The following is an 18,446-nucleotide window of genomic DNA, read 5'->3' as shown; positions in this document are numbered from 1 at the left end:
TTCACCTATATTATGGTTTTGGTTGTATAGAGGCGAAGTGTCTTGTGCTAATTTTGTTTACGGCGATGTAATTGCAATACGCCTCTGACAAGCTTTCAGCCGCTGTCTTGTCAGCAACAAAATTAGAGAGGGTGGACACAGGTGCTTTTCACCGAAAACTTGTTTAGTACTCGACTTCATATTCTATAAAAAAAACTTCAATCTGTCAAGTTTGTACATTAACTAGATTCTGACAGTTTAATGAATAATAAGTATTAACAAACTATTATGTAAAAATATTTTTATAGTGCATATTTCCTAAATAAATAGTAAGATATAAAATAATGATTCTAATGTTATCAGAAGAGTTTGTAAAGGAGTTTCGGTATGAATCAATGTCGTGAGCTGCTGCAAAAGAAGGATTCGGGATCCAATCTAGAACCGCAGAATACAACTCCATATAAGCTGACTGTGTCTGTAACGGCTTGGGAAACTGAAGCTCAAATCAAAGATACGCTTCGGATTTCCTTAGAGAAGTGGATGACTGTGCAAACTCCGACACATGTAAGATTTAATGGTTCTATTGTCCTATTAGATCTTGATAAACAAGTTGTTGCCAGCTACATTGCTGAAGGTCATGATGTCTTAGTACCTAGTTTGGGTCAAAGTTGGCAGGGTAATGTGTTTGGAGTAAATCCAATAGATGATTGCTTTAGAAGTCAATTTGCTGCTTGTTGTGAAATTATTCTCGACAGTCAGAAGAAAAAGTTATCATACAAGATCGCCGCGATTCCTGTTATACTAAGTAACGGCGAATGTCTAGGTGTTCTAGGTTTTGTTGGTGACTCAGAACTCAATAAACAAAATATCGATTATTTATTATATTTATATACGTTTGGCATGGCATGGATAAGTGATTCTACTTTGAAAATAGAGGAAGAACTTACTAGTGCTTATACTCGTGAAATTAAGAAACAAGAAATGCTGATTCTTTCGGCTAAACGTCTTCATGCACTAATTGATACGGATTCTGTTTTGATGGAAGTGGTTAATAACATCAAAGCTGTGTTCCCAAAAGTGACAATGGAGGTTTTCTTGTCACAAGATTACCAAAGCACGAATGAGCTAATCAAACCTCTTGATTTTCAGGGGATGGATAATCGTGCATGTACACGTGCTTTCATGGATGGACAAATTGTAATACAACGGAGTTTAACAAACAAGTCAGATATGTATGTAGCCGTTCCGCTTTCTGGTAAACAGGGTGTATATGGCGTTTTGTATCTTGAATGTGAAGATTCTGTGTTGGAAGATAGTGATATACAGTTTATTTCTATGCTGGCTGATTTTGGCGGCGCATCATTAGAAAATGCTAAGTTATATGAACAATCTTATATGCTGATTAATGAGCTTAGATTAATAAATGAAATCACCCAAAGACTGAATCAGAGTCTGAGTCTAAATGAAATTTTTAGCTTTGTATCATCTGAGTTAGTTGAGATCTTTGGAGCGGAATACTTCTGCATCTTACAAAAGGACAAAGAAGGCGATCAGTTAACTGTACAAGCGAGTAACTTGCCTGAAATGTTCCAAGAGAATTTCACTGTTAATAATGGCTTCTCGGGTGTGATGTTCGCAACCAAAGAGCCTGTCATAATTTCGGATTATTGGGTGAATCCCAAAGTGAAATCTAAGCTGATGGAGCTGACGAAATCACGATCCTTGATTGCTTCTCCGATCATTGTGAAGGAGGAAGTAATGGGTGTAATTCTTGTTGTACATCAAAAACCTAATTTCTTTTCTTACGACAATTATAAGCTGTTACAAATGCTTTCCGGTCATATTGGACTGGCAATGACGAATGCGTCCTTGCATTCCGAGGTGAAGCGGATGGTGATCACAGATAATTTAACGGGTCTGAATGTTCGACATGTGTTGGACGAGCAGATTAATGTATCGCAGAAAAAAGATTTTTGTGGATCTTTTATCTTGATCGATATCGATAATTTTAAGAATGTGAATGATACATATGGGCATCAAGTTGGGGACCAAATATTAGTTCAAGTGTCCGCAATTATCAAAAATTCGATTCGAGATCACGATGTTGCTGCGAGATGGGGAGGCGAGGAACTCGCTGTTTATTTCCCTCAAATCAACAAAGAGCAATCACTCCGAATTGCTGATCGGATTCGTATGAAAGTAATGAAAGAAACCCATCCATTTGTTACTATATCCTGCGGGGTATCAGATTGGAATTGGGAGGATAATAATATAAGCGTGGAATCTTTGTTTTACAAAGCAGACATGGCACTATATATAGCCAAGAATAGTGGTAAGAATCAGATTATTGTTGATTCTGCCTCACACTAACGTCGGTGTCAGCAGGTAGTAACGGCGAGCGAAATGGAGTTACTGATTTTGACTAAAAAAACAAAAAATTGGCTGATTGCGCTAGCGGTAATTGTCCTAATCACCGTAGGCATGATCGTGTTGAATAATGTAGATTTGTCGCGGATTTCGGTGTATTTAGTTTCACTAGGTATATTTGGGATGATACTTGGTATCTTATCCGTCTACTTACAAACGTTTTTTCCGTTCGTACCGTTCGTCTTATTAGCCGGTGCGAACGTTGCTATTTTTGGGATGGTACTCGGCGTTACTATCAATTACGTGATGGCGTGTTTAGGAGCGACTACAGTTTTTTTTCTAGCACGTAAACTAGGCTTTGAATGGGTAGACAAAAAAATAAGTAAATATCCTATGGTTCGGGCTTTCAACGAAAGATTAGGTGAACGTGGATTTTTCTACATTTTGTTAGGTAGGTTAATTCCGATCATTCCATCTTCTGCAATTTCTTTAGGTGCAGGGGTAAGTAAAATAAGTATACGCTCCTACATGGCAGGAACATGGATTGGCAAAATTCCCATTGTCATACTAGAGTCATTAATTGCACATGATGTCATTTATTTTAAAGAAAACAAAGCCAGATTGTTGCTTCTGGTTGTGATTTTCGCCATTCTAATGTTAATTGGTAATTTTGTTAAAGGTAAAATGGTTTCCAAAAAAGAAAATAATATTGTCTGATCCATATTAAAAGATGTGATCATAGAACATATTATGAAGAGGGTATATAATAATTTAAGGTAAATAGGAAATTTTATCTTGATGTAACATTGTGAACAAGGTATCATGAAGTAAGGAAATAATTTTAAGATAATTTTAGGAGGTACCTCCATGTCTAACTCAAATAACGCAGCAATTGTAGAAATTTCTCAAACTGCAGGTCAGTTCAGATCATCGATTGTTCTTCAGTACGATAATAAGTATATCGACGTGAAAAGTATCCTAGGCCTATTTACAACCTTGCTTGACGCACATGCTTACGATCTACATGTTCATGGTCCAGATGAAGCTGAAGCTAAGCAAGCAATGTTAGATGTGTTTGCTAAACACAACTTGAATGTCAAGATAGTTTCAGAATAACAGGTATTGGAAGGTATTCTCAGACTGATGAGAATACCTTTTTAAGTTTATAAGAAAGTATAAAATTTCACACGTATCTTTACTCTTATATACTTATGTAACGTATCCGTCTTTATAAAACCGTTTCTTATGAGTATCAATTATGCTGTTTACATACGCTTGAACTTAAAAATGCATTTTTCTAATAAAGACAATGAAAAGGTTTCTTATAGATGGTATGGAAAACTTGTATATTCCCGCAGTTTCGACTAATATAATGCTTATAGAGGTATGGATGATAGGTACAAGGGGGAAGAATAAATGTCTTCATCAGAAATGTTGCTTGAATTAAATCAGAAGGCGCTCCTTCTTCTTCAAGAGGATGCGAATAAAATAGAGAAGCTGATCGAAGTGCAGATGGAGAATTTGACGACTCGTCAATGTCCGTTGTACGAAGAAGTGCTGGATACTCAAATGTACGGATTCTCACGAGAAATTGATTTTGCCATTAGAGCAGGATTAATATCGGAGAATACAGGGAGAGAGTTGCTTAGTCGATTAGAGCGAAATCTTGCTATGTTATACGAAGCTTTAAATTACAAATAGCAGCCCCAAGCCGCACTTAGATTGCGGAAGGGGTTGTTTTTTTTATGAAAGCTCCTTCTTTCATTGAAAGCGCTGTAAGTATTTTTTTGTCATCAAATTGTTTGAGGTCGCATACACTTGCTTTCACAAAATGTAGGCAGTACAATATATATACGTCTAGTACAAGGGAGTGTGATCCGAGTGTCTGAAGACAAACAAACAGGAATTATTCGTATATCAGATGATGTAGTGGCAACGATCGCCGGGCTCGCTGCGATGGAAACACCAGGCATAACAGCAATGTCAGGAGGCATTTCGGAAGGTCTGGCTAAGCGTCTGACTGGTAAGAACGTTCAAAAGGGTGTTACAGTTGAGGTCGGTCAGGTTGAAGCTGCGATAGACCTCAGAGTCATTGTTCAATTTGGTGTTAAAGTTCATGAAGTATGTCGTGAGTTACAACAGAATGTTCGCGAAGCGTTAGAGAATATGACTGGACTTACAGTCGTTGAAGTTAACGTTAAAGTTGAAGGTGTATCTTTCACTGAGGAACAAGAAATTGAAGATACATTACGTGTTAAGTAATTTAAGAATAATCCAATAATGAACACAAAAAACCACAACGCCGTTAGGCGTTGTGGTTTTTATTTGGATATTTGATTGTAGCTACGTGATAATCCGAGGACTATTCCCATAGCTGCAAGAGTGACCATCATTGAGGATCCGCCTGAAGAGATCAGGGGGAGAGTGACTCCTGTAAGTGGAATACTCTGTGTAACTCCACCTAAGTTAACTAGGGCCTGAAAACCGATCATTCCCATGATACCGATACCGGAGAGCATACCGAACTTATCTTTACAACGTACGGATAAGATTAACCCGCGTAAGATGAAAAGCAAATAAGTAAGGAGAAATATGACGGAGCCTATAAATCCAAACTCTTCACCAATCGTAGCGAAGATGAAATCATTATGCGCTTCAGGTAAGTAATGTAGTTTCTGAACACCTTGACCATAACCAGTACCAGTGAATCCACCGTGACCAAAGGCATATAACGATTGCGTCACTTGATAGCTTTCTTGTGCTTGGTATTTCTCTGGTTCAAGGAAGGCCATGATACGACTTGCTCTGTGATCCCGTTCATTAGCTTCAAGTCCTGAATTCGTTACAACGGTAAAGGTGATGAACAAGAAAGCAAAAAAGCTGAGTATTGCTACTACACTGATCAGATGTTTTAATTTGGCTCCGCCTGCGAAGATAACAGTACCTGCACAAAAGAGTAGAATTAAAGCTGATCCTAGATCATTCTGTAAATAGATAAGACCCGTTACGAACCCTACAATAACAAGTGCAGGCGCTAGCCCTCTTGAAAAAGTACGAAACTTCTCGTCTTTATTCGTAATTAGTAAAGCCAGGTATAGGATAATGCCTACCTTTGCGAATTCGGTTGGTTGAATACCAAATTTGCCAATGTAAAACCAGCTTCTAGCACCGTTAGCAGATTCTGCGAACAATAGTACCGCAATGAGCATGAAGATAATGATCACAAATACGGGTGGAACGATTAATTTTAATTTGTTAAGCGGGATATTCATGCAAATGATCATGCCAACGATTCCAATAATGACACTGACCATCTGTTTTTGAGTAAAGTACCAAGGGTCCCCTTGTGTATATGTAGTTGTCATGGAGCTGGCACTGAAGATCATAACAAGCCCAAAACAAACCAGTAGAAACGTCAGAAATAGAAGCAAAAAATCTGGCGTTCCTTTGCGCGTGGAATTCGAGGAACTCATCCGCTTACTGGGATAACATCTGTTGTAGTTGAGCTAGCTTCTGATCTGCAATGTTCATTACATTGGCAGGAATTGGTGTGCTATAATCTAATCCATGCGGGAACGATGCCTTGCCTATGTAAGTGTCTTCTATGTATAGGACCGCGTAAGGGGATTCTAGTTTACCAGATTCCACACGAGTATTAACTCTTAGAAAGTACTCAGAGTTGGTTGATTTATCCTCAATTTTTAGATCATATGTTGCACGGTAGTATTCCCATTGCCAACGAACGAATCCAAGCTCAGACGTGATTTCGTCTAGGTTGGCAAGCTCGCTTTTGAGCCCTTTAAGGCTTGTCGCTTCGATTATCACTTGTGTACCCCTCCATTAATTTTTCGAATTATTCTATCATGATAGTATGTTTCTGTAGGTTCTGCAAGTGAAATGGGTATGAATATTTGGTCCATTTGATGTATTTTAAGTGAAAATTTGAGGCTGTTTGTTAAAATGAATTGGAAAAGTGTTTAGAATTTTTTTACAAATGGATGTAATTGGGGGAAATAACGATATGTTATTAAATACACTGCATGCTGATTTGGATCATATGTATGAGAAAATGGTGGACTGGCGCAGGTATCTCCATCAGAATCCGGAGTTATCGTATCATGAGAAGAATACGGCTTTGTTCGTTGCGAATAAACTGCGTGAATGGGGTTTTGAAGTGCGCGAAAACGTCGGAGGTGGCGGGATTGTTGCTAAGATAAATGGTGGGAGAAGCACGGGGGTAACTGTAGCGTTAAGAGCTGATATGGATGCTTTGGAAATTCAAGATCAGAAGGATTGCGACTATGCATCCCAAGTTCCAGGTGTGATGCACGCATGTGGTCATGATGGACATACATCCACTTTATTGGCAGTTGCTAAAGTGCTAGCTGATGAGAAGGAACAATTACCTGGTGACTTCGTCCTGTTATTCCAGCATGCGGAGGAGATATCCCCGGGTGGAGCTGCATCCATGATCGCGGACGGGGCTTTAGAAGGGGTGCATGCGGTGTACGGTGTACATTTATGGAGTATATTGCCATACGGCACGATGAGCTCTCTTAGTGGGCCATTCATGGCCGCTGCTGATGAGTTTAACATTGAGGTACATGGTAAGGGTGGACATGGTGGATTACCACATCAGACCGTAGATGCTGTTGCAGTCGGTGCTCATTTAATAGTTAACTTGCAGTCCATTGTTTCACGCAATATTGATCCAACTAAATCTTGTGTTGTGAGTGTGGGATCGTTCAGTGGTGGAACGGGCTTTAATGTTATAGCAGAGAAAGCTACAATGATTGGAACGGTTCGTACATTTAACCCAGAAGTATTGCAGCTTGTCCGTAAGCGGATTGAAGAGGTTACAGCAACAACTTGTGACATGTTTAATGCTACCTATAAGTTCGAATACAAGCTCGGCTATCCACCTGTTATGAATCACGAGGCAGAGGTGGAGCGATTCATGCGTGTTGGCAAGGAGATTGTTGACGCGGATTCTGTAATGAAATCTCCTCAGATTATGGCGGGCGAAGATTTCTCATACTACTTACAGCAAGTTCCAGGCTGTTTTATGTTTGTAGGTGCAGGCAATGAAGAGAAGGGGATTGTGTATCCTCATCATCATCCTCGATTTGACATAGACGAACGGGCAATGCTAAATGCAGGTAAGCTGCTCTTATCGATGGCTATTGATCGCATGCAAGATTAATCCTTAATCATATTTAAAGAAGTTATTTAACGCATCCTTTGGTAGTGGAAGGATGCGTTTTCTGTTACATAGAAGGCTATACTAGTTCTGTACCTTACTGAATGATGATGTCAGGAAAGAGGTGAATTTAGATGGACCAGTTCCAAATAGTAGAGCTTGAAGATTCAATTGTTAATCAAATCAAGCAATTCGAGAATGAGTTGAAAATTAAAACAGGACGTGATATGGCGATCGTTGCTTACACACACAAACAAGACGATGCAGGGTCTGCGAAAACAAATCAGTAACAAACTGATTACAATATATGTTATGATAATGATGATAAATATCATAACGATAAAGGATGGGAACGTATCATGAGTATTCAAGAGGCAACCGCTCTGGATATGTCCACCATTATGCTGCATGCTTATGACGTAGGAGATATGATTAATACATCTGCCGAATTGGCCGATTATTTATATTGGAAACATGCTGTGGACAACAATGAAGAAGTCCAAGAGCTTATCAGGCTGTTTGCCAAGAAAAAAGAACGGTTCGAGGAATGCGAACGATTTGGTCATTTTCACCCAAGTTATCATGAAGCTTTGCAGCAAGTGCAGGATGTCCAAGAGCAAATGGACAAACATGAATCGGTCCGTCGCTACAAAGCAGCAGAAGACCGATTGGATGATCTTTTATATACGGTATCGGAGACAATCGCACACGCTGTATCAGATACGATTAAGGTACCTACTAATAAATTGCTTACAGCCAAAGGCTGCTCTGGTGGCTGCAGTAGCTGTGGTTAAAGGTAAGACCCACCTTTTATTATAAAAGGACAGTTGGCTGAATAGATCCAACGATGGTGCCCTGCCAATTGCGAATTAATGGATTGCGGAATGATTCAAGTTCTGTTTGTTCTTGAACTGTAAGAAGCTTAAGCTGGACGAGCGCCTCCGCTACTGCAGGGTGTAGAGCTCGTTTAGCACCATCTTCGATTTTAATCGCAATACCTAGGCCTTCTTCAGGAATGGTGATGGCATATACGCCTTCTGCTCCCATTTTTCCGATGATTCTGCCTTTGGTTGCACGGATTAAAGTAGTATCGAAGCGCTCGCTTCCTGCTAAGTGGTAAGGATGTCTAGTAATAGCTTGCACAATTCGACGACAAGCTTCTGCTCGTGTATGATTAAGTTGTGCAGGATTACCTAACCTAGCATAAGCTGTTGCAAGCTGATGTAGTCCCATACCAAATACAGGGACTCCGCAGCCATCAATTCCGATATAGAGTTGATCAGCTGGTACGCCACTCATTTCGGAGACCGTCTGAAGCATGAACTGCTGAACGGGATGATCAATTGATAAGTAGTTGTCGATTGGCAGGTTCAGATGTACAGCAAGTGCTAGCATAGCGGAGTGTTTACCTGAACAGTTATTATGAAGTGTTGTTGGCTTAACCCCATGTTCACGCATAGACGCTGCTGTTGGACCATGAAAGGGCTCATGAACACCACATTGCAGATGATCATCACATAAATTGATTTTATTTAAAACACGAAGTACTGTTTCTGTATGCTCCTTCTCCCCATTGTGAGAAGCACAGAAGAGCGCAAGTTCTTCTTCTGAGAAGTTAAAGTGATCTGCTGCACCCGATTCGATTACTGGGATAGCCTGTATAAGCTTAGCAGTTGACCGGGCATAAGTTACATAGGTCGGCTGACCCGAGGAGTGAAGAATGTCCCCACGTTCGTTAACGACAACAAGATGACCTTGATGTACACATTCTGTCAGCTGCCCACGAATGACTTGAATAATTAATTCGGATTGCGTCATATAATACAACTCCAATTCTTTATGAAATGAGGATGAAAATATTGTTCACTGCTCGCAGCGGTATCATTATATGGGTAAATGATCTAAAAGCAACTAAAAATTTTGAACGTTATGGTACGGTACATTATGTTTCCAAACGAATGCATTATGTCGTACTTTATGTGCATACGGAACGCCTAGAGGAAACATTACGCCAGTTGCAAAAACTTCCTTATGTGAAGAAAGTGGAGAGATCCTACAGGAATGAAATTAAAACGGAGTACACAAAAGATATACCGGACAAATCTAGATTTTACACGTTATAATAGAGATTGGCAATTATGCAATTTATTGAGTTAAATTAGACCTAGAAGACTTCCTGATTTTAATCAGGGGGTCTTTTTTATAAAAAAGAATTGAAAATATTTAGAACATTAAGGTAATATATAGTATAATAGTCCTATATTTTTAGTTGTAAATAATTTTTAAGTATTATCATCTAATTTCGTATAACTTTAAGAAACACGTCGTCTTACAAGAACGGTAGGTAAGTTTCTTCTTGGGAGGGAGTAATGGCTATGAAGGATCGGAAAACGATCCGATGGAGCACCTATGAGCCTTTTTACACATTGCTTGACAACTATCTAGTAGCAGATGTGGTTGTGACCCATCATGCTAGAGATAGATGGAAAGAACGAATAGGCATTACAGGAAGCGAAACGGACGTCATCTGCGATTACGTGTGGGATAAGCTCAAAGAGTCAAAAATAACTCCCTATTATAAAAATGAAAAAGAAGTATTTCTTATTGAAGATGATTTAGTTATGGTTGCTGAGTTTACTGAACTGGAGCAGGAGACCGATCTGACAGGTAATCCGCTTCATAAAATGATTATCGTTACTTTTCTAGGTAAGTTATCGGAATCACTAGAGCTCAGGGATCTTAAAACATACTACTCTTGGCTGAGACATTCAAGAAGGATGACTTTAATCAAAAGTGGACGTAAAAGAAAATAAGTTTCACGATACATACAATGGAATGATGAAAGTAAAGAGTATGCTCATATGCATGCTCTTTCTCAGTTCTATATGAACAATAATTCTTGCATAGTAGGATGTTTGTTCTGATATAATAATGAGGATGTAGATGAATTATGGTAAAATTAATCAAGAAATACAAAAATCACTAATCAGCAATGGAAGTGTTTTTTCTTGTCAGTATAGAAAGGGGATTTCTGTGGATATAAGAATGGCGGATCTACACACGCATACTACCGCTTCTGATGGTATGAGTTCACCTGCTATGAATGTTAAATTAGCGAAGGAAGCGGGCCTAGCAGTATTAGCAATTACGGATCATGACACAGTCTCTGGTGTTGAGGAAGCAATGATAGAAGGAACAAGGATAGGCATCGAGGTAGTTCCTGGTGTGGAAATTTCTACTGTTGCGGGTGGACAGGATATTCACGTGCTTGGATATTTCATTGATATTCATGACCCAGTTTTCTTGGGGAGACTTCATGAGTTACGGAAGGTAAGAGATCGTCGTAATGGAATGATGATAGACCGGCTTCGTAAGCTTGGTATGGATATTACACTCCAAGAAGTAATAGAGATGGTCAGTGACATCAAGCAAGAAGAGGATACGATCGGAAGGCCTCATATTGCGCAGGTGTTAGTTCATAAAGGGTATGTTCAATCTGTCAAAGAAGCATTTGATCGCTTTCTTGGATCGAGTGGGGCTGCGTATGTGAATCCACCTCGTATAGAGCCGCAAACAGCAATTACATGGATTCATGAAGCCAAAGGTACTGCAGTGCTTGCACATCCAGGTCTTTATCACAATGATGAACTTGTCCTGCAAATAATTGATGAAGGATTAGATGGAATTGAAGTCTATCATTCGGATCATTCCCCTCAAGATGAAGCTAGATATAAGGAAATCGCGGAGCAACATGGCCTATTAATGACTGCAGGTTCTGATTTCCATGGACAAAGAGAAGGCGAGTGGTTTCATGGCGCAATTGGATCAAGACGAATTGATGCAGCTATGGTTGATCATATGAGTTCCAAATAGAGGAGTTATCTCATATAGACGTATTTCAGGCGAGTTTTGCTTTACAAAATGAGTAGTCTTCTAATTTAAAGGGAGGTAAATCTATGAAAATTCGTAAAGCTATCATTCCAGCAGCAGGGCTCGGGACCCGCTTTCTACCTGCTACTAAAGCGCAGCCTAAGGAAATGCTGCCAATCGTAGATAAGCCTGCTATTCAATATATCGTTGAAGAGGCGATTAATTCAGGGATTGAAGATATCATTATCGTAACGGGTCGTAATAAGCGGGCGATTGAGGATCATTTTGACAAATCAATCGAGCTAGAGAAGATGCTTAAGGAGAAAGATGCACTTCAATTACTAGATCAAGTGCAGATCGTCTCTAATCTAGCAGATGTGCACTACATTCGTCAGAAAGAGCCGCTCGGGCTTGGGCATGCCATCTATTGCGCACGTAAGTTTATCGGTCATGAGCCATTTGCTGTACTTCTAGGTGACGATATTATCGAGTCTAAACCGCCCTGTCTCAAAAGTATGATGGATGTTTACGAACAGACGGAGACTTCAGTTATAGCGGTTCAGGAGGTTCCGTGGGAAGATGTAAGTAAATATGGGATTATCTCACCATTAGAAGGTGTTGAAGAATTTACCCGTATTATCGATCTAATCGAGAAGCCCGCTCGTCACCAAGCACCCTCTAATCTGGCTGTTATTGGAAGGTATATCATTGAACCGGAAATTTTTGATATATTGGAAACTTGTGCCCCTGGCAGAGGTGGAGAAATTCAACTAACGGACGCATTACGTGTTCTTAATAGCAGACACCAAATGGTTGCTTATTCAATTAAAGGACAGCGTTATGATGTAGGGGATAAGCTTGGTTATATCGAAGCTACGATTGAGCTCGCTTTGAAACGTGATGATCTTAGACCTCAGCTCAAGTCATATTTAATTCGATTAGCTGAGCAATGGAAAAAATAGGTTTGGAAATCAAGAAAAGCTGGTGAAATATCATACATGATTAAATTTTCTAGTAAATTAGTTATTCCTTTTATTTTAGTCTTTATACTAAGTGTAATCGGTGCTTGTTCGTCTAACGCTAACGCTCCCAAGAATGGGATATCCGAATCAAACCCTTTTGCTACTGCAACAGTTTCACCTTTGCATACAAGTGTCCCTACAACAACTCCGAAGCCAGTTACTCCAGTTACCACTAAATTTACACTAACAGCAGTTGGTGATATCTTACTACATAAAGCCGTTTATCGGGACGCAGCAATGGGTACGGATAGTTATGATTTTCGGCCCATGTTCGAGCAGGTTAAACCCTATCTAGAACAAGCTGATATTACGTTTGCTAATTCGGAGTCTATTATAGCAGGTAAAGAACTAGGGATCTCAGATTATCCGCAGTTTGGGAGCCCTGTTGAAATTGGTGAGGCACTCAAATCTGTAGGTGTGGATATCGTATCTATGGCAAACAATCATACGCTTGATAAGAAAGAAAAGGGCGTACTTGCAGCAATTCAGAATTGGAACAGCTTAKGGGTTCAATATACGGGTGCATATGAAAGTCAGGCAGATCGTGATCGTATTCGTGTAATTGACGCTAACGGAGTAAAGGTTGCCTTTTTATCTTATACCTATGGTACGAACGGTATTCCGGTACCGGAGGGGAAGCCGTACCTCGTATCACTGCTTGATAAGGAAGTTATGAGTAAGGAAATACGTAAGGCAAAGGAAGTAGCTGATGTGGTTGTCGCTAGTCATCATTTTGGGGTCGAATATCAACTGCTTCCAAATGATGAACAAAAAGATTGGGCAACATTTGCTGCTAATGAAGGTGCGGATATCATTCTAGGGCATCATCCACATGTTCTTCAACCAGTTGACTGGATTACACGTCCTGATGGTAGTAAAGCATTCGTTATTTATTCACTCGGTAATTTCATAGCTGCTCAGGAGCTTCAAGAGCCTTATCGTTATATTGGCGGTATTCTAACACTTGAGGTGGAGAAAGAACAGTTAGGTGATCAAGTCACAATTAAAGTGCAGAGTCCATCATTTATGCCAACTTACATTGATCATAAGAAGTGGGGAGAATATAAAATTATTCCGCTTTCTCATGTTACAGAGCAGAGTCTTGCGGGTATAAATGGGCTGAGAGCGTCAATTGAAGAACGTATGAAGAAGTGGGTACCAGATATGAAAATTGTGAATCCTACTCCATAAAATAAGCATAAATATAGAAGAGTCTAGATTGCCATTAGTTGGCGTTCTAGACTCTTCTTATGTGTGAAAGACTTTACTTAATGCTAACTGGTAACGATTTAATAACATCTTCATCTGGTGTTATAAATAATGTTTTTTGATTCGTATAAATCACATAACCAGGTTTAGCTCCATTAGGTTTATGCACGTATTTGATCTGGGTATAGTCAACAGGTACGCTGCTTGATGATTTACCTTGTGAGTGATAGGAAGCTAGTATGGCAGCTTCATGAAGTGTGGCTTCACCATATTCAGCAGAACGGATGACAACATGTGAGCCAGGAATGTCCTTGGTATGCAGCCAGGTGTCAGCGGATCCGGCTAACCGGGAGGTTAAATAATCATTCTGTTTGTTGTTCTTCCCAACATATATAGGGATACCCTCGCTTGATGTATAACACGAAATAGCAGGTTTCTCGTTCTTCTTCTGTTTACGAGCCTTCGATCCGCCACGCTGACGAACATATCCACCTTCAGCTAGCTCCTCGCGAATTTCTACGATGTCACGCATACTCGCTGTTTGTAACTGATGGAGTAGGTTCTCTAAATAGTAAATTTCCTCACTAGCATCCTTCATCTGTTGCTCAACGAATACAAGGCTATTCTTGCTCTTGGTATACCTTTTGAAATATCGTTGTGAATTCTCAGATGGCGTAAGTAAAGGGTCTAATGTGATCGTGACAGAACCTTGGTTCTCATCATAATAATTGATAACCTCAATTTGCTTATCGCCTTTCTGAACAGTATGGAGTGAAGCGGTTAGAAGCTCGCCTGTGATTCTATAACGGTCAGCATCCTTGGCTTCTTCCATGGTCTCCTGCAGTTTAATGATTTTTTTGCGGTTCTTACTAATTTCATTCTGTAAGAATCGCATTAAGTCACTCGTTCTTTGCTTAACAACATCACGCTCAGCCTTATCTCCATAGAAGCCCTCTAAGCAGGTAGAAACAGTATGATAGCTCTTGCTTTCACCATCAATATGAGTTAGCTCATATACAGCATAGAAAAGCTTCCCTGTACCCGATTCTTCTTTGATATTCGGTTCATAGTTGTGCTGACGCAAGTTGTCCATAAGTGTTGCAAATGCATCCCATAGCTGCTCAAAGTCACTGTCATCTACTTGGGCCTGGGTCAACTTAGCGCGAAAGACGATTTCTTTAGCGGCAAGTGGACTTATGCCATTGAAATGATTAACAAGCTCCTGTTCAATTGACTCTGTTGACTGGATTAACTCATGAAATCTCTGTTTCGTAACCAGGAATGGATTTTCTTTGTTCTGTTCTGGCGGAGAGACATAAGCACTCCCAGGCATTACAATTCGAAAAGTAGAAATGGCTGGTGTGACGTGATGAATACCATCAAGTATAGTCCCAGCTGATGCATCAGTGAGAATAATGTTACTGTGTCTGCCCATGAGTTCCACAATGATGACTTTGAGAGATTCATCTCCGAGTTCATCGCGTTGTTTGACGTGAATTCGAAGGATCCGCTCCGCTCCGACCTGCTTAATAGCTTGAATCGTCCCGCTTTCACAGTGCTTGCGCATGAGCATACAGAACATAGGTGCATCGGTTGGATTCAAGAATTGCTCTTCTGTCAGATGAACCCTGGGATAGGTTGGATTAGCTGATAATAGTAATTTGAAATTCTGTCCCCTTGAACGAATCTGGAGTACCAGGTCACGATCAGAAGGTTGATAAATTTTATTTATTCTTCCTCCAACACACGCTTGTAGCTCGTGAGTCAGAGCCTGTAGTAATAGTCCATCTAATGCCATTGTATATCTCACCCCTATAATACTTGCGATTGTTCTTGCTCTATCATGCCATACATTGGGTGCCAAAAGAAACTTTTTCTCTCGTAACAGCTGTATTAAAGATCGTCCAAATATTTTCTTCTAGGTGAGGAATGAGGAGAACAGGGATATTTTGCTGCTTGTCTGAATAGATTGGTACAAGTTGGAATGATAAGTAGGAGGGAAATGGAATGAGTCAGAGTCAGTGGTATCAGATGACGACGGAAGAGGTTCTGCGAACACATGAAGTCGATCCAATTGGAGGACTTACATGGGATGAGGCGACGGACAGACAGAAGCAGAATGGTAGCAACGAATTGATCGAGAAGCGCTCTGTTTCACCTCTTACGTTGCTATTGAATCAATTTAAAGATTTTATGGTGCTTGTTCTTATGGGCGCTACACTCATCTCGGGTCTTCTTGGTGAGTACTTGGACGCAATAACGATTATTGCCATTATAGTGATGAACGGAATTCTTGGGTTTATTCAGGAGTTTCGTGCTGAGCGCTCACTTCGCGCTCTCAAAGAGCTTTCGGCCCCTTTCTCCAAGGTGATTCGCGATGGTGTTGTACATCAGATTCCAGCGCGTGAACTTGTAGTTGGTGATATCGTGTTACTCGAGAGTGGAGATCGTGTACCAGCAGATGTACGTTTTATAGAAACAAATGCCATGTATGCGGAGGAGTCTGCTTTAACTGGCGAGTCTCTCCCAACAAGTAAGATGATTGATCCGTTATCTGGTGATTCTATACCGCTTGGTGATCAGAAGAATCTCGGGTTTATGGGAACATTGATTACCAGAGGAACAGCGAAGGCAATTGTTGTACGCACGGGTATGAACACTGAAATGGGCAAAATAGCGGATCTTATACAAAACACAGAAAGTCAAGAAACTCCCTTACAGCACCGATTGGAACAGCTGGGTAAAGTGTTAATTGCAGTAGCTATTGGTCTTACTATTATGGTCGTGGTCGCAGGTATCGTTCATGGACACGCTCCTTATGCTATGGTCCTAGCGGGCGTGAGTCTTGCAGTTGCAGCTATACCAGAAGGCTTACCAGCGATTGTAACGATTGCCTTGGCATTAGGTGTTCAGCGGATGATCAAGCGTAAAGCAATTGTTCGAAAGCTTCCTTCTGTAGAAACGCTGGGCTGTGCTTCCGTTATTTGCTCTGACAAAACAGGGACATTGACGCAGAATAAAATGACTGTGACTCACTTATGGGTTGGGGGTCAGAGACTGGATGTAACTGGTGATGGATATACACCATATGGACAGATTTATGATGAAGGTAATGCTGTGGAATTGAATAAGAATAGTATGCTGACAAGGCTGCTGCAGGTCAGTGTACTCTGTAACAATGCAAGCTTACATGAAGAAACACGTGAAGTAAGGCGTAAGAAAGGTAAGGAAGAAGAGCTTGCTTCTGAGTGGCAGATTAAGGGAGATCCAACGGATGGTGCACTTATTGTGCTTGGAGCTAAAGCGGGTGTACGGCAACAAACATTAGCGGGTAGCTACAATAGACTGCAAGAGTTTCCCTTCGATTCTGAACGTAAGCGAATGTCAGTAGTCGTATCGTCTCCGCAAGGAAGGATGGTTTGTGCCAAAGGCGCTCCTGACGTACTACTTGAGCATTGTTCCTATGTACTATGGGACAATAAAATCATTCCTTTTACAGCTACTCTAAAAGCAAAAGTGCTTGCAGCTAATGAATCAATGGCGAGAAGTGCGCTGCGTGTAATTGGTCTAGCCTATCGGGATATGAAGCAAACAGATCAAATAATCGATGAACGTGATGTCGAGAATGGCCTTATTTTTGTCGGCCTTACAGGGATGATTGATCCTCCGCGTAAAGAAGTGAGAGATGCGATCTCTAAGTGTCGTAAGGCGGGTATCAAAACTGTGATGATTACTGGTGATCATCAAACTACTGCCGAAGCAATTGCTCGCAGTCTGGGTATGATACCTCAAAGTGGAGGTCTCATTGTCAGCGGATCGGAGCTTACAGCGATGGATGATGACGAGCTAGATAAGTTATCTGATCAGGTATATGTGTTTGCACGGGTGTCTCCAGAGCATAAGTTACGGATTGTGAAGAGCTTACAACGCAAGGGGCATGTCGTTGCCATGACTGGCGATGGTGTAAATGATGCACCAGCCATTAAAGCTGCCGATATTGGTATAGCAATGGGTATCTCTGGTACAGATGTATCGAAAGAAGCTTCTGCATTAGTGCTAAGTGATGATAATTTCTCGACAATCGTGGCTGCGATCGAAGAAGGCAGAGGAATCTATGAGAACATTCGTAAATTCATTCGTTATTTACTCGCATCTAACGTTGGTGAAATTCTGACGATGTTCATTGCTATGATGGCAGGACTGCCTTTACCTCTCGTACCAATTCAAATTTTATGGGTAAATCTAGTGACGGATGGATTGCCAGCAATGGCACTAGGCGTTGACCAGGCAGAGAAGGATCTGATGCAGCAGAAGCCACGTCATGCCAAAGAGAATATTTTTGCAAGAAGACTTGGTTGGAAAATTATTTCTAGAGGCATTCTGATTGGTGTCTGTACATTAGGGGCGTTCTACATCGTGCTTCATGGTCATACAGATGACCCAGCAGTTCTGATTAAGGCACAAAGCGTTGCATTCGCAACACTAGTTATGGCACAGCTTATCCATGTTTTTGACTGCCGTTCGTCAAGGTCGATTTTCCATCGGAATATATTCCAGAATCGCTCACTTGTATTCGCTGTCCTGTCTTCGTTAGTTTTGTTACTTGCTGTTATGTACATCCCTAGTCTACAGCCAATTTTCAAAACAGTTCCGCTTGGTTTCAGAGAATGGTGTCTTGTACTGGTGGCAGCAGGAATTCCAACATTCCTCATGGGAATTGGCTCGGTTATGAAGGGTTCTAAGAAGCAAGGAAAGCAATTTAGTAGTACGAAGATGAGCTTTCGATAGTTGGTAAAAAG

The 18,446-nt window shown here is 40.6% G+C and carries 18 protein-coding genes; 14 read left to right on the top strand and 4 right to left on the bottom strand.

The window, feature by feature from the left end; genetic code table 11:
• Nucleotides 1–366 precede the first annotated feature (366 nt).
• The 5 genes from AC1DOK_RS17070 (at nucleotide 367) to AC1DOK_RS17050 (ending at nucleotide 4,608) form a co-directional block, all read left to right on the top strand.
• Complete coding sequence (locus tag AC1DOK_RS17070; RefSeq protein ID WP_477555507.1) at nucleotides 367–2,349, top strand: sensor domain-containing diguanylate cyclase; 1,983 nt, start codon at nucleotides 367–369, stop codon at nucleotides 2,347–2,349.
• A 48-nt stretch (nucleotides 2,350–2,397) separates the two neighbouring features.
• Entirely contained in the window at nucleotides 2,398–3,063 is a 666-nt protein-coding gene (locus AC1DOK_RS17065) for a TVP38/TMEM64 family protein (RefSeq protein ID WP_477555506.1), read from the top strand.
• Between the two features lie 150 nt (nucleotides 3,064–3,213).
• Entirely contained in the window at nucleotides 3,214–3,462 is a 249-nt protein-coding gene (locus AC1DOK_RS17060) for an HPr family phosphocarrier protein (protein ID WP_477555505.1), read from the top strand.
• Nucleotides 3,463–3,762: 300 nt separating this feature from the next.
• Nucleotides 3,763–4,047: an Fpa/YlaN family protein gene (locus AC1DOK_RS17055; RefSeq protein WP_477555504.1), complete on the top strand. Its 285-nt coding sequence runs from the start codon at nucleotides 3,763–3,765 to the stop codon at nucleotides 4,045–4,047.
• A 180-nt stretch (nucleotides 4,048–4,227) separates the two neighbouring features.
• Nucleotides 4,228–4,608, top strand: coding sequence for an Asp23/Gls24 family envelope stress response protein (locus AC1DOK_RS17050; protein WP_477555503.1), 381 nt, complete (start codon nucleotides 4,228–4,230; stop codon nucleotides 4,606–4,608).
• Between the two features lie 59 nt (nucleotides 4,609–4,667).
• Here AC1DOK_RS17050 and ftsW read toward each other — a convergent pair whose 3' ends face one another.
• Together ftsW and AC1DOK_RS17040 are read right to left on the bottom strand one after the other, a co-directional pair.
• Complete coding sequence (gene ftsW / locus AC1DOK_RS17045; protein ID WP_477555502.1) at nucleotides 4,668–5,819, bottom strand: putative lipid II flippase FtsW; 1,152 nt, start codon at nucleotides 5,817–5,819, stop codon at nucleotides 4,668–4,670.
• 4 nt (nucleotides 5,820–5,823) lie between these two features.
• Nucleotides 5,824–6,171, bottom strand: coding sequence for a YugN family protein (locus tag AC1DOK_RS17040; RefSeq protein ID WP_477555501.1), 348 nt, complete (start codon nucleotides 6,169–6,171; stop codon nucleotides 5,824–5,826).
• 196 nt (nucleotides 6,172–6,367) lie between these two features.
• Between AC1DOK_RS17040 and AC1DOK_RS17035 the strand changes: the two genes are divergently transcribed.
• From AC1DOK_RS17035 to AC1DOK_RS17025, 3 genes are all read left to right on the top strand, one after another.
• A complete protein-coding gene (locus AC1DOK_RS17035; protein WP_477555500.1) occupies nucleotides 6,368–7,549 on the top strand; it encodes a M20 metallopeptidase family protein in 1,182 nt (393 codons plus the stop codon).
• Nucleotides 7,550–7,680: 131 nt separating this feature from the next.
• Nucleotides 7,681–7,836: a hypothetical protein gene (locus AC1DOK_RS17030; RefSeq protein WP_477555499.1), complete on the top strand. Its 156-nt coding sequence runs from the start codon at nucleotides 7,681–7,683 to the stop codon at nucleotides 7,834–7,836.
• A gap of 69 nt (nucleotides 7,837–7,905) precedes the next feature.
• Entirely contained in the window at nucleotides 7,906–8,340 is a 435-nt protein-coding gene (locus tag AC1DOK_RS17025) for a YlbF/YmcA family competence regulator (protein ID WP_477555498.1), read from the top strand.
• 19 nt (nucleotides 8,341–8,359) lie between these two features.
• On the opposite strand, the gene AC1DOK_RS17020 is transcribed toward AC1DOK_RS17025, so the two are convergent.
• Entirely contained in the window at nucleotides 8,360–9,364 is a 1,005-nt protein-coding gene (locus AC1DOK_RS17020; RefSeq protein ID WP_477555497.1) for an asparaginase, read from the bottom strand.
• 41 nt (nucleotides 9,365–9,405) lie between these two features.
• Between AC1DOK_RS17020 and AC1DOK_RS17015 the strand changes: the two genes are divergently transcribed.
• The 5 genes from AC1DOK_RS17015 (at nucleotide 9,406) to AC1DOK_RS16995 (ending at nucleotide 13,629) form a co-directional block, all read left to right on the top strand.
• Complete coding sequence (locus AC1DOK_RS17015) at nucleotides 9,406–9,669, top strand: YlbG family protein (RefSeq protein WP_477555612.1); 264 nt, start codon at nucleotides 9,406–9,408, stop codon at nucleotides 9,667–9,669.
• Between the two features lie 252 nt (nucleotides 9,670–9,921).
• Complete coding sequence (locus AC1DOK_RS17010; RefSeq protein ID WP_477555496.1) at nucleotides 9,922–10,359, top strand: hypothetical protein; 438 nt, start codon at nucleotides 9,922–9,924, stop codon at nucleotides 10,357–10,359.
• Nucleotides 10,360–10,591: 232 nt separating this feature from the next.
• Nucleotides 10,592–11,419, top strand: a complete 828-nt coding sequence (locus AC1DOK_RS17005) for a PHP domain-containing protein (RefSeq protein ID WP_477555611.1) — start codon at nucleotides 10,592–10,594, stop codon at nucleotides 11,417–11,419.
• An 83-nt stretch (nucleotides 11,420–11,502) separates the two neighbouring features.
• Nucleotides 11,503–12,378 carry a UTP--glucose-1-phosphate uridylyltransferase GalU gene (gene galU / locus AC1DOK_RS17000; RefSeq protein ID WP_477555495.1) on the top strand — a complete coding sequence of 292 codons (876 nt, stop codon included), beginning with the start codon at nucleotides 11,503–11,505 and terminating at the stop codon, nucleotides 12,376–12,378.
• Nucleotides 12,379–12,414: 36 nt separating this feature from the next.
• Complete coding sequence (locus tag AC1DOK_RS16995; protein WP_477555494.1) at nucleotides 12,415–13,629, top strand: CapA family protein; 1,215 nt, start codon at nucleotides 12,415–12,417, stop codon at nucleotides 13,627–13,629.
• A 73-nt stretch (nucleotides 13,630–13,702) separates the two neighbouring features.
• On the opposite strand, the gene AC1DOK_RS16990 is transcribed toward AC1DOK_RS16995, so the two are convergent.
• Nucleotides 13,703–15,445 carry an Rqc2 family fibronectin-binding protein gene (locus tag AC1DOK_RS16990; RefSeq protein WP_477555493.1) on the bottom strand — a complete coding sequence of 581 codons (1,743 nt, stop codon included), beginning with the start codon at nucleotides 15,443–15,445 and terminating at the stop codon, nucleotides 13,703–13,705.
• A gap of 209 nt (nucleotides 15,446–15,654) precedes the next feature.
• On the opposite strand from AC1DOK_RS16990, the gene AC1DOK_RS16985 reads away from it, so the two are divergent.
• Nucleotides 15,655–18,435: a calcium-translocating P-type ATPase, SERCA-type gene (locus AC1DOK_RS16985; RefSeq protein WP_477555492.1), complete on the top strand. Its 2,781-nt coding sequence runs from the start codon at nucleotides 15,655–15,657 to the stop codon at nucleotides 18,433–18,435.
• Nucleotides 18,436–18,446 lie beyond the last annotated feature (11 nt).

The organism is Paenibacillus sp. P5_B5, assembly GCF_056400365.1.
This window is presented reverse-complemented; position numbering and strand designations above follow the sequence as displayed.

Bases quoted from the DNA above. Each gene is read 5' to 3' on its own strand.
- AC1DOK_RS17005 (WP_477555611.1), top strand. From the start codon at position 10,592: ATGGCGGATCTACACACGCATACTACCGCTTCTGATGGTATGAGTTCA.
- AC1DOK_RS17035 (WP_477555500.1), top strand. From the start codon at position 6,368: ATGTTATTAAATACACTGCATGCTGATTTGGATCATATGTATGAGAAA.
- ftsW (WP_477555502.1), bottom strand. From the start codon at position 5,819: ATGAGTTCCTCGAATTCCACGCGCAAAGGAACGCCAGATTTTTTGCTT.
- AC1DOK_RS16990 (WP_477555493.1), bottom strand. From the start codon at position 15,445: ATGGCATTAGATGGACTATTACTACAGGCTCTGACTCACGAGCTACAA.
- AC1DOK_RS16985 (WP_477555492.1), top strand. From the start codon at position 15,655: ATGAGTCAGAGTCAGTGGTATCAGATGACGACGGAAGAGGTTCTGCGA.
- AC1DOK_RS17070 (WP_477555507.1), top strand. From the start codon at position 367: ATGAATCAATGTCGTGAGCTGCTGCAAAAGAAGGATTCGGGATCCAAT.
- AC1DOK_RS17010 (WP_477555496.1), top strand. From the start codon at position 9,922: ATGAAGGATCGGAAAACGATCCGATGGAGCACCTATGAGCCTTTTTAC.
- AC1DOK_RS17030 (WP_477555499.1), top strand. From the start codon at position 7,681: ATGGACCAGTTCCAAATAGTAGAGCTTGAAGATTCAATTGTTAATCAA.
- AC1DOK_RS17020 (WP_477555497.1), bottom strand. From the start codon at position 9,364: ATGACGCAATCCGAATTAATTATTCAAGTCATTCGTGGGCAGCTGACA.
- galU (WP_477555495.1), top strand. From the start codon at position 11,503: ATGAAAATTCGTAAAGCTATCATTCCAGCAGCAGGGCTCGGGACCCGC.
- AC1DOK_RS17055 (WP_477555504.1), top strand. From the start codon at position 3,763: ATGTCTTCATCAGAAATGTTGCTTGAATTAAATCAGAAGGCGCTCCTT.
- AC1DOK_RS17060 (WP_477555505.1), top strand. From the start codon at position 3,214: ATGTCTAACTCAAATAACGCAGCAATTGTAGAAATTTCTCAAACTGCA.
- AC1DOK_RS17025 (WP_477555498.1), top strand. From the start codon at position 7,906: ATGAGTATTCAAGAGGCAACCGCTCTGGATATGTCCACCATTATGCTG.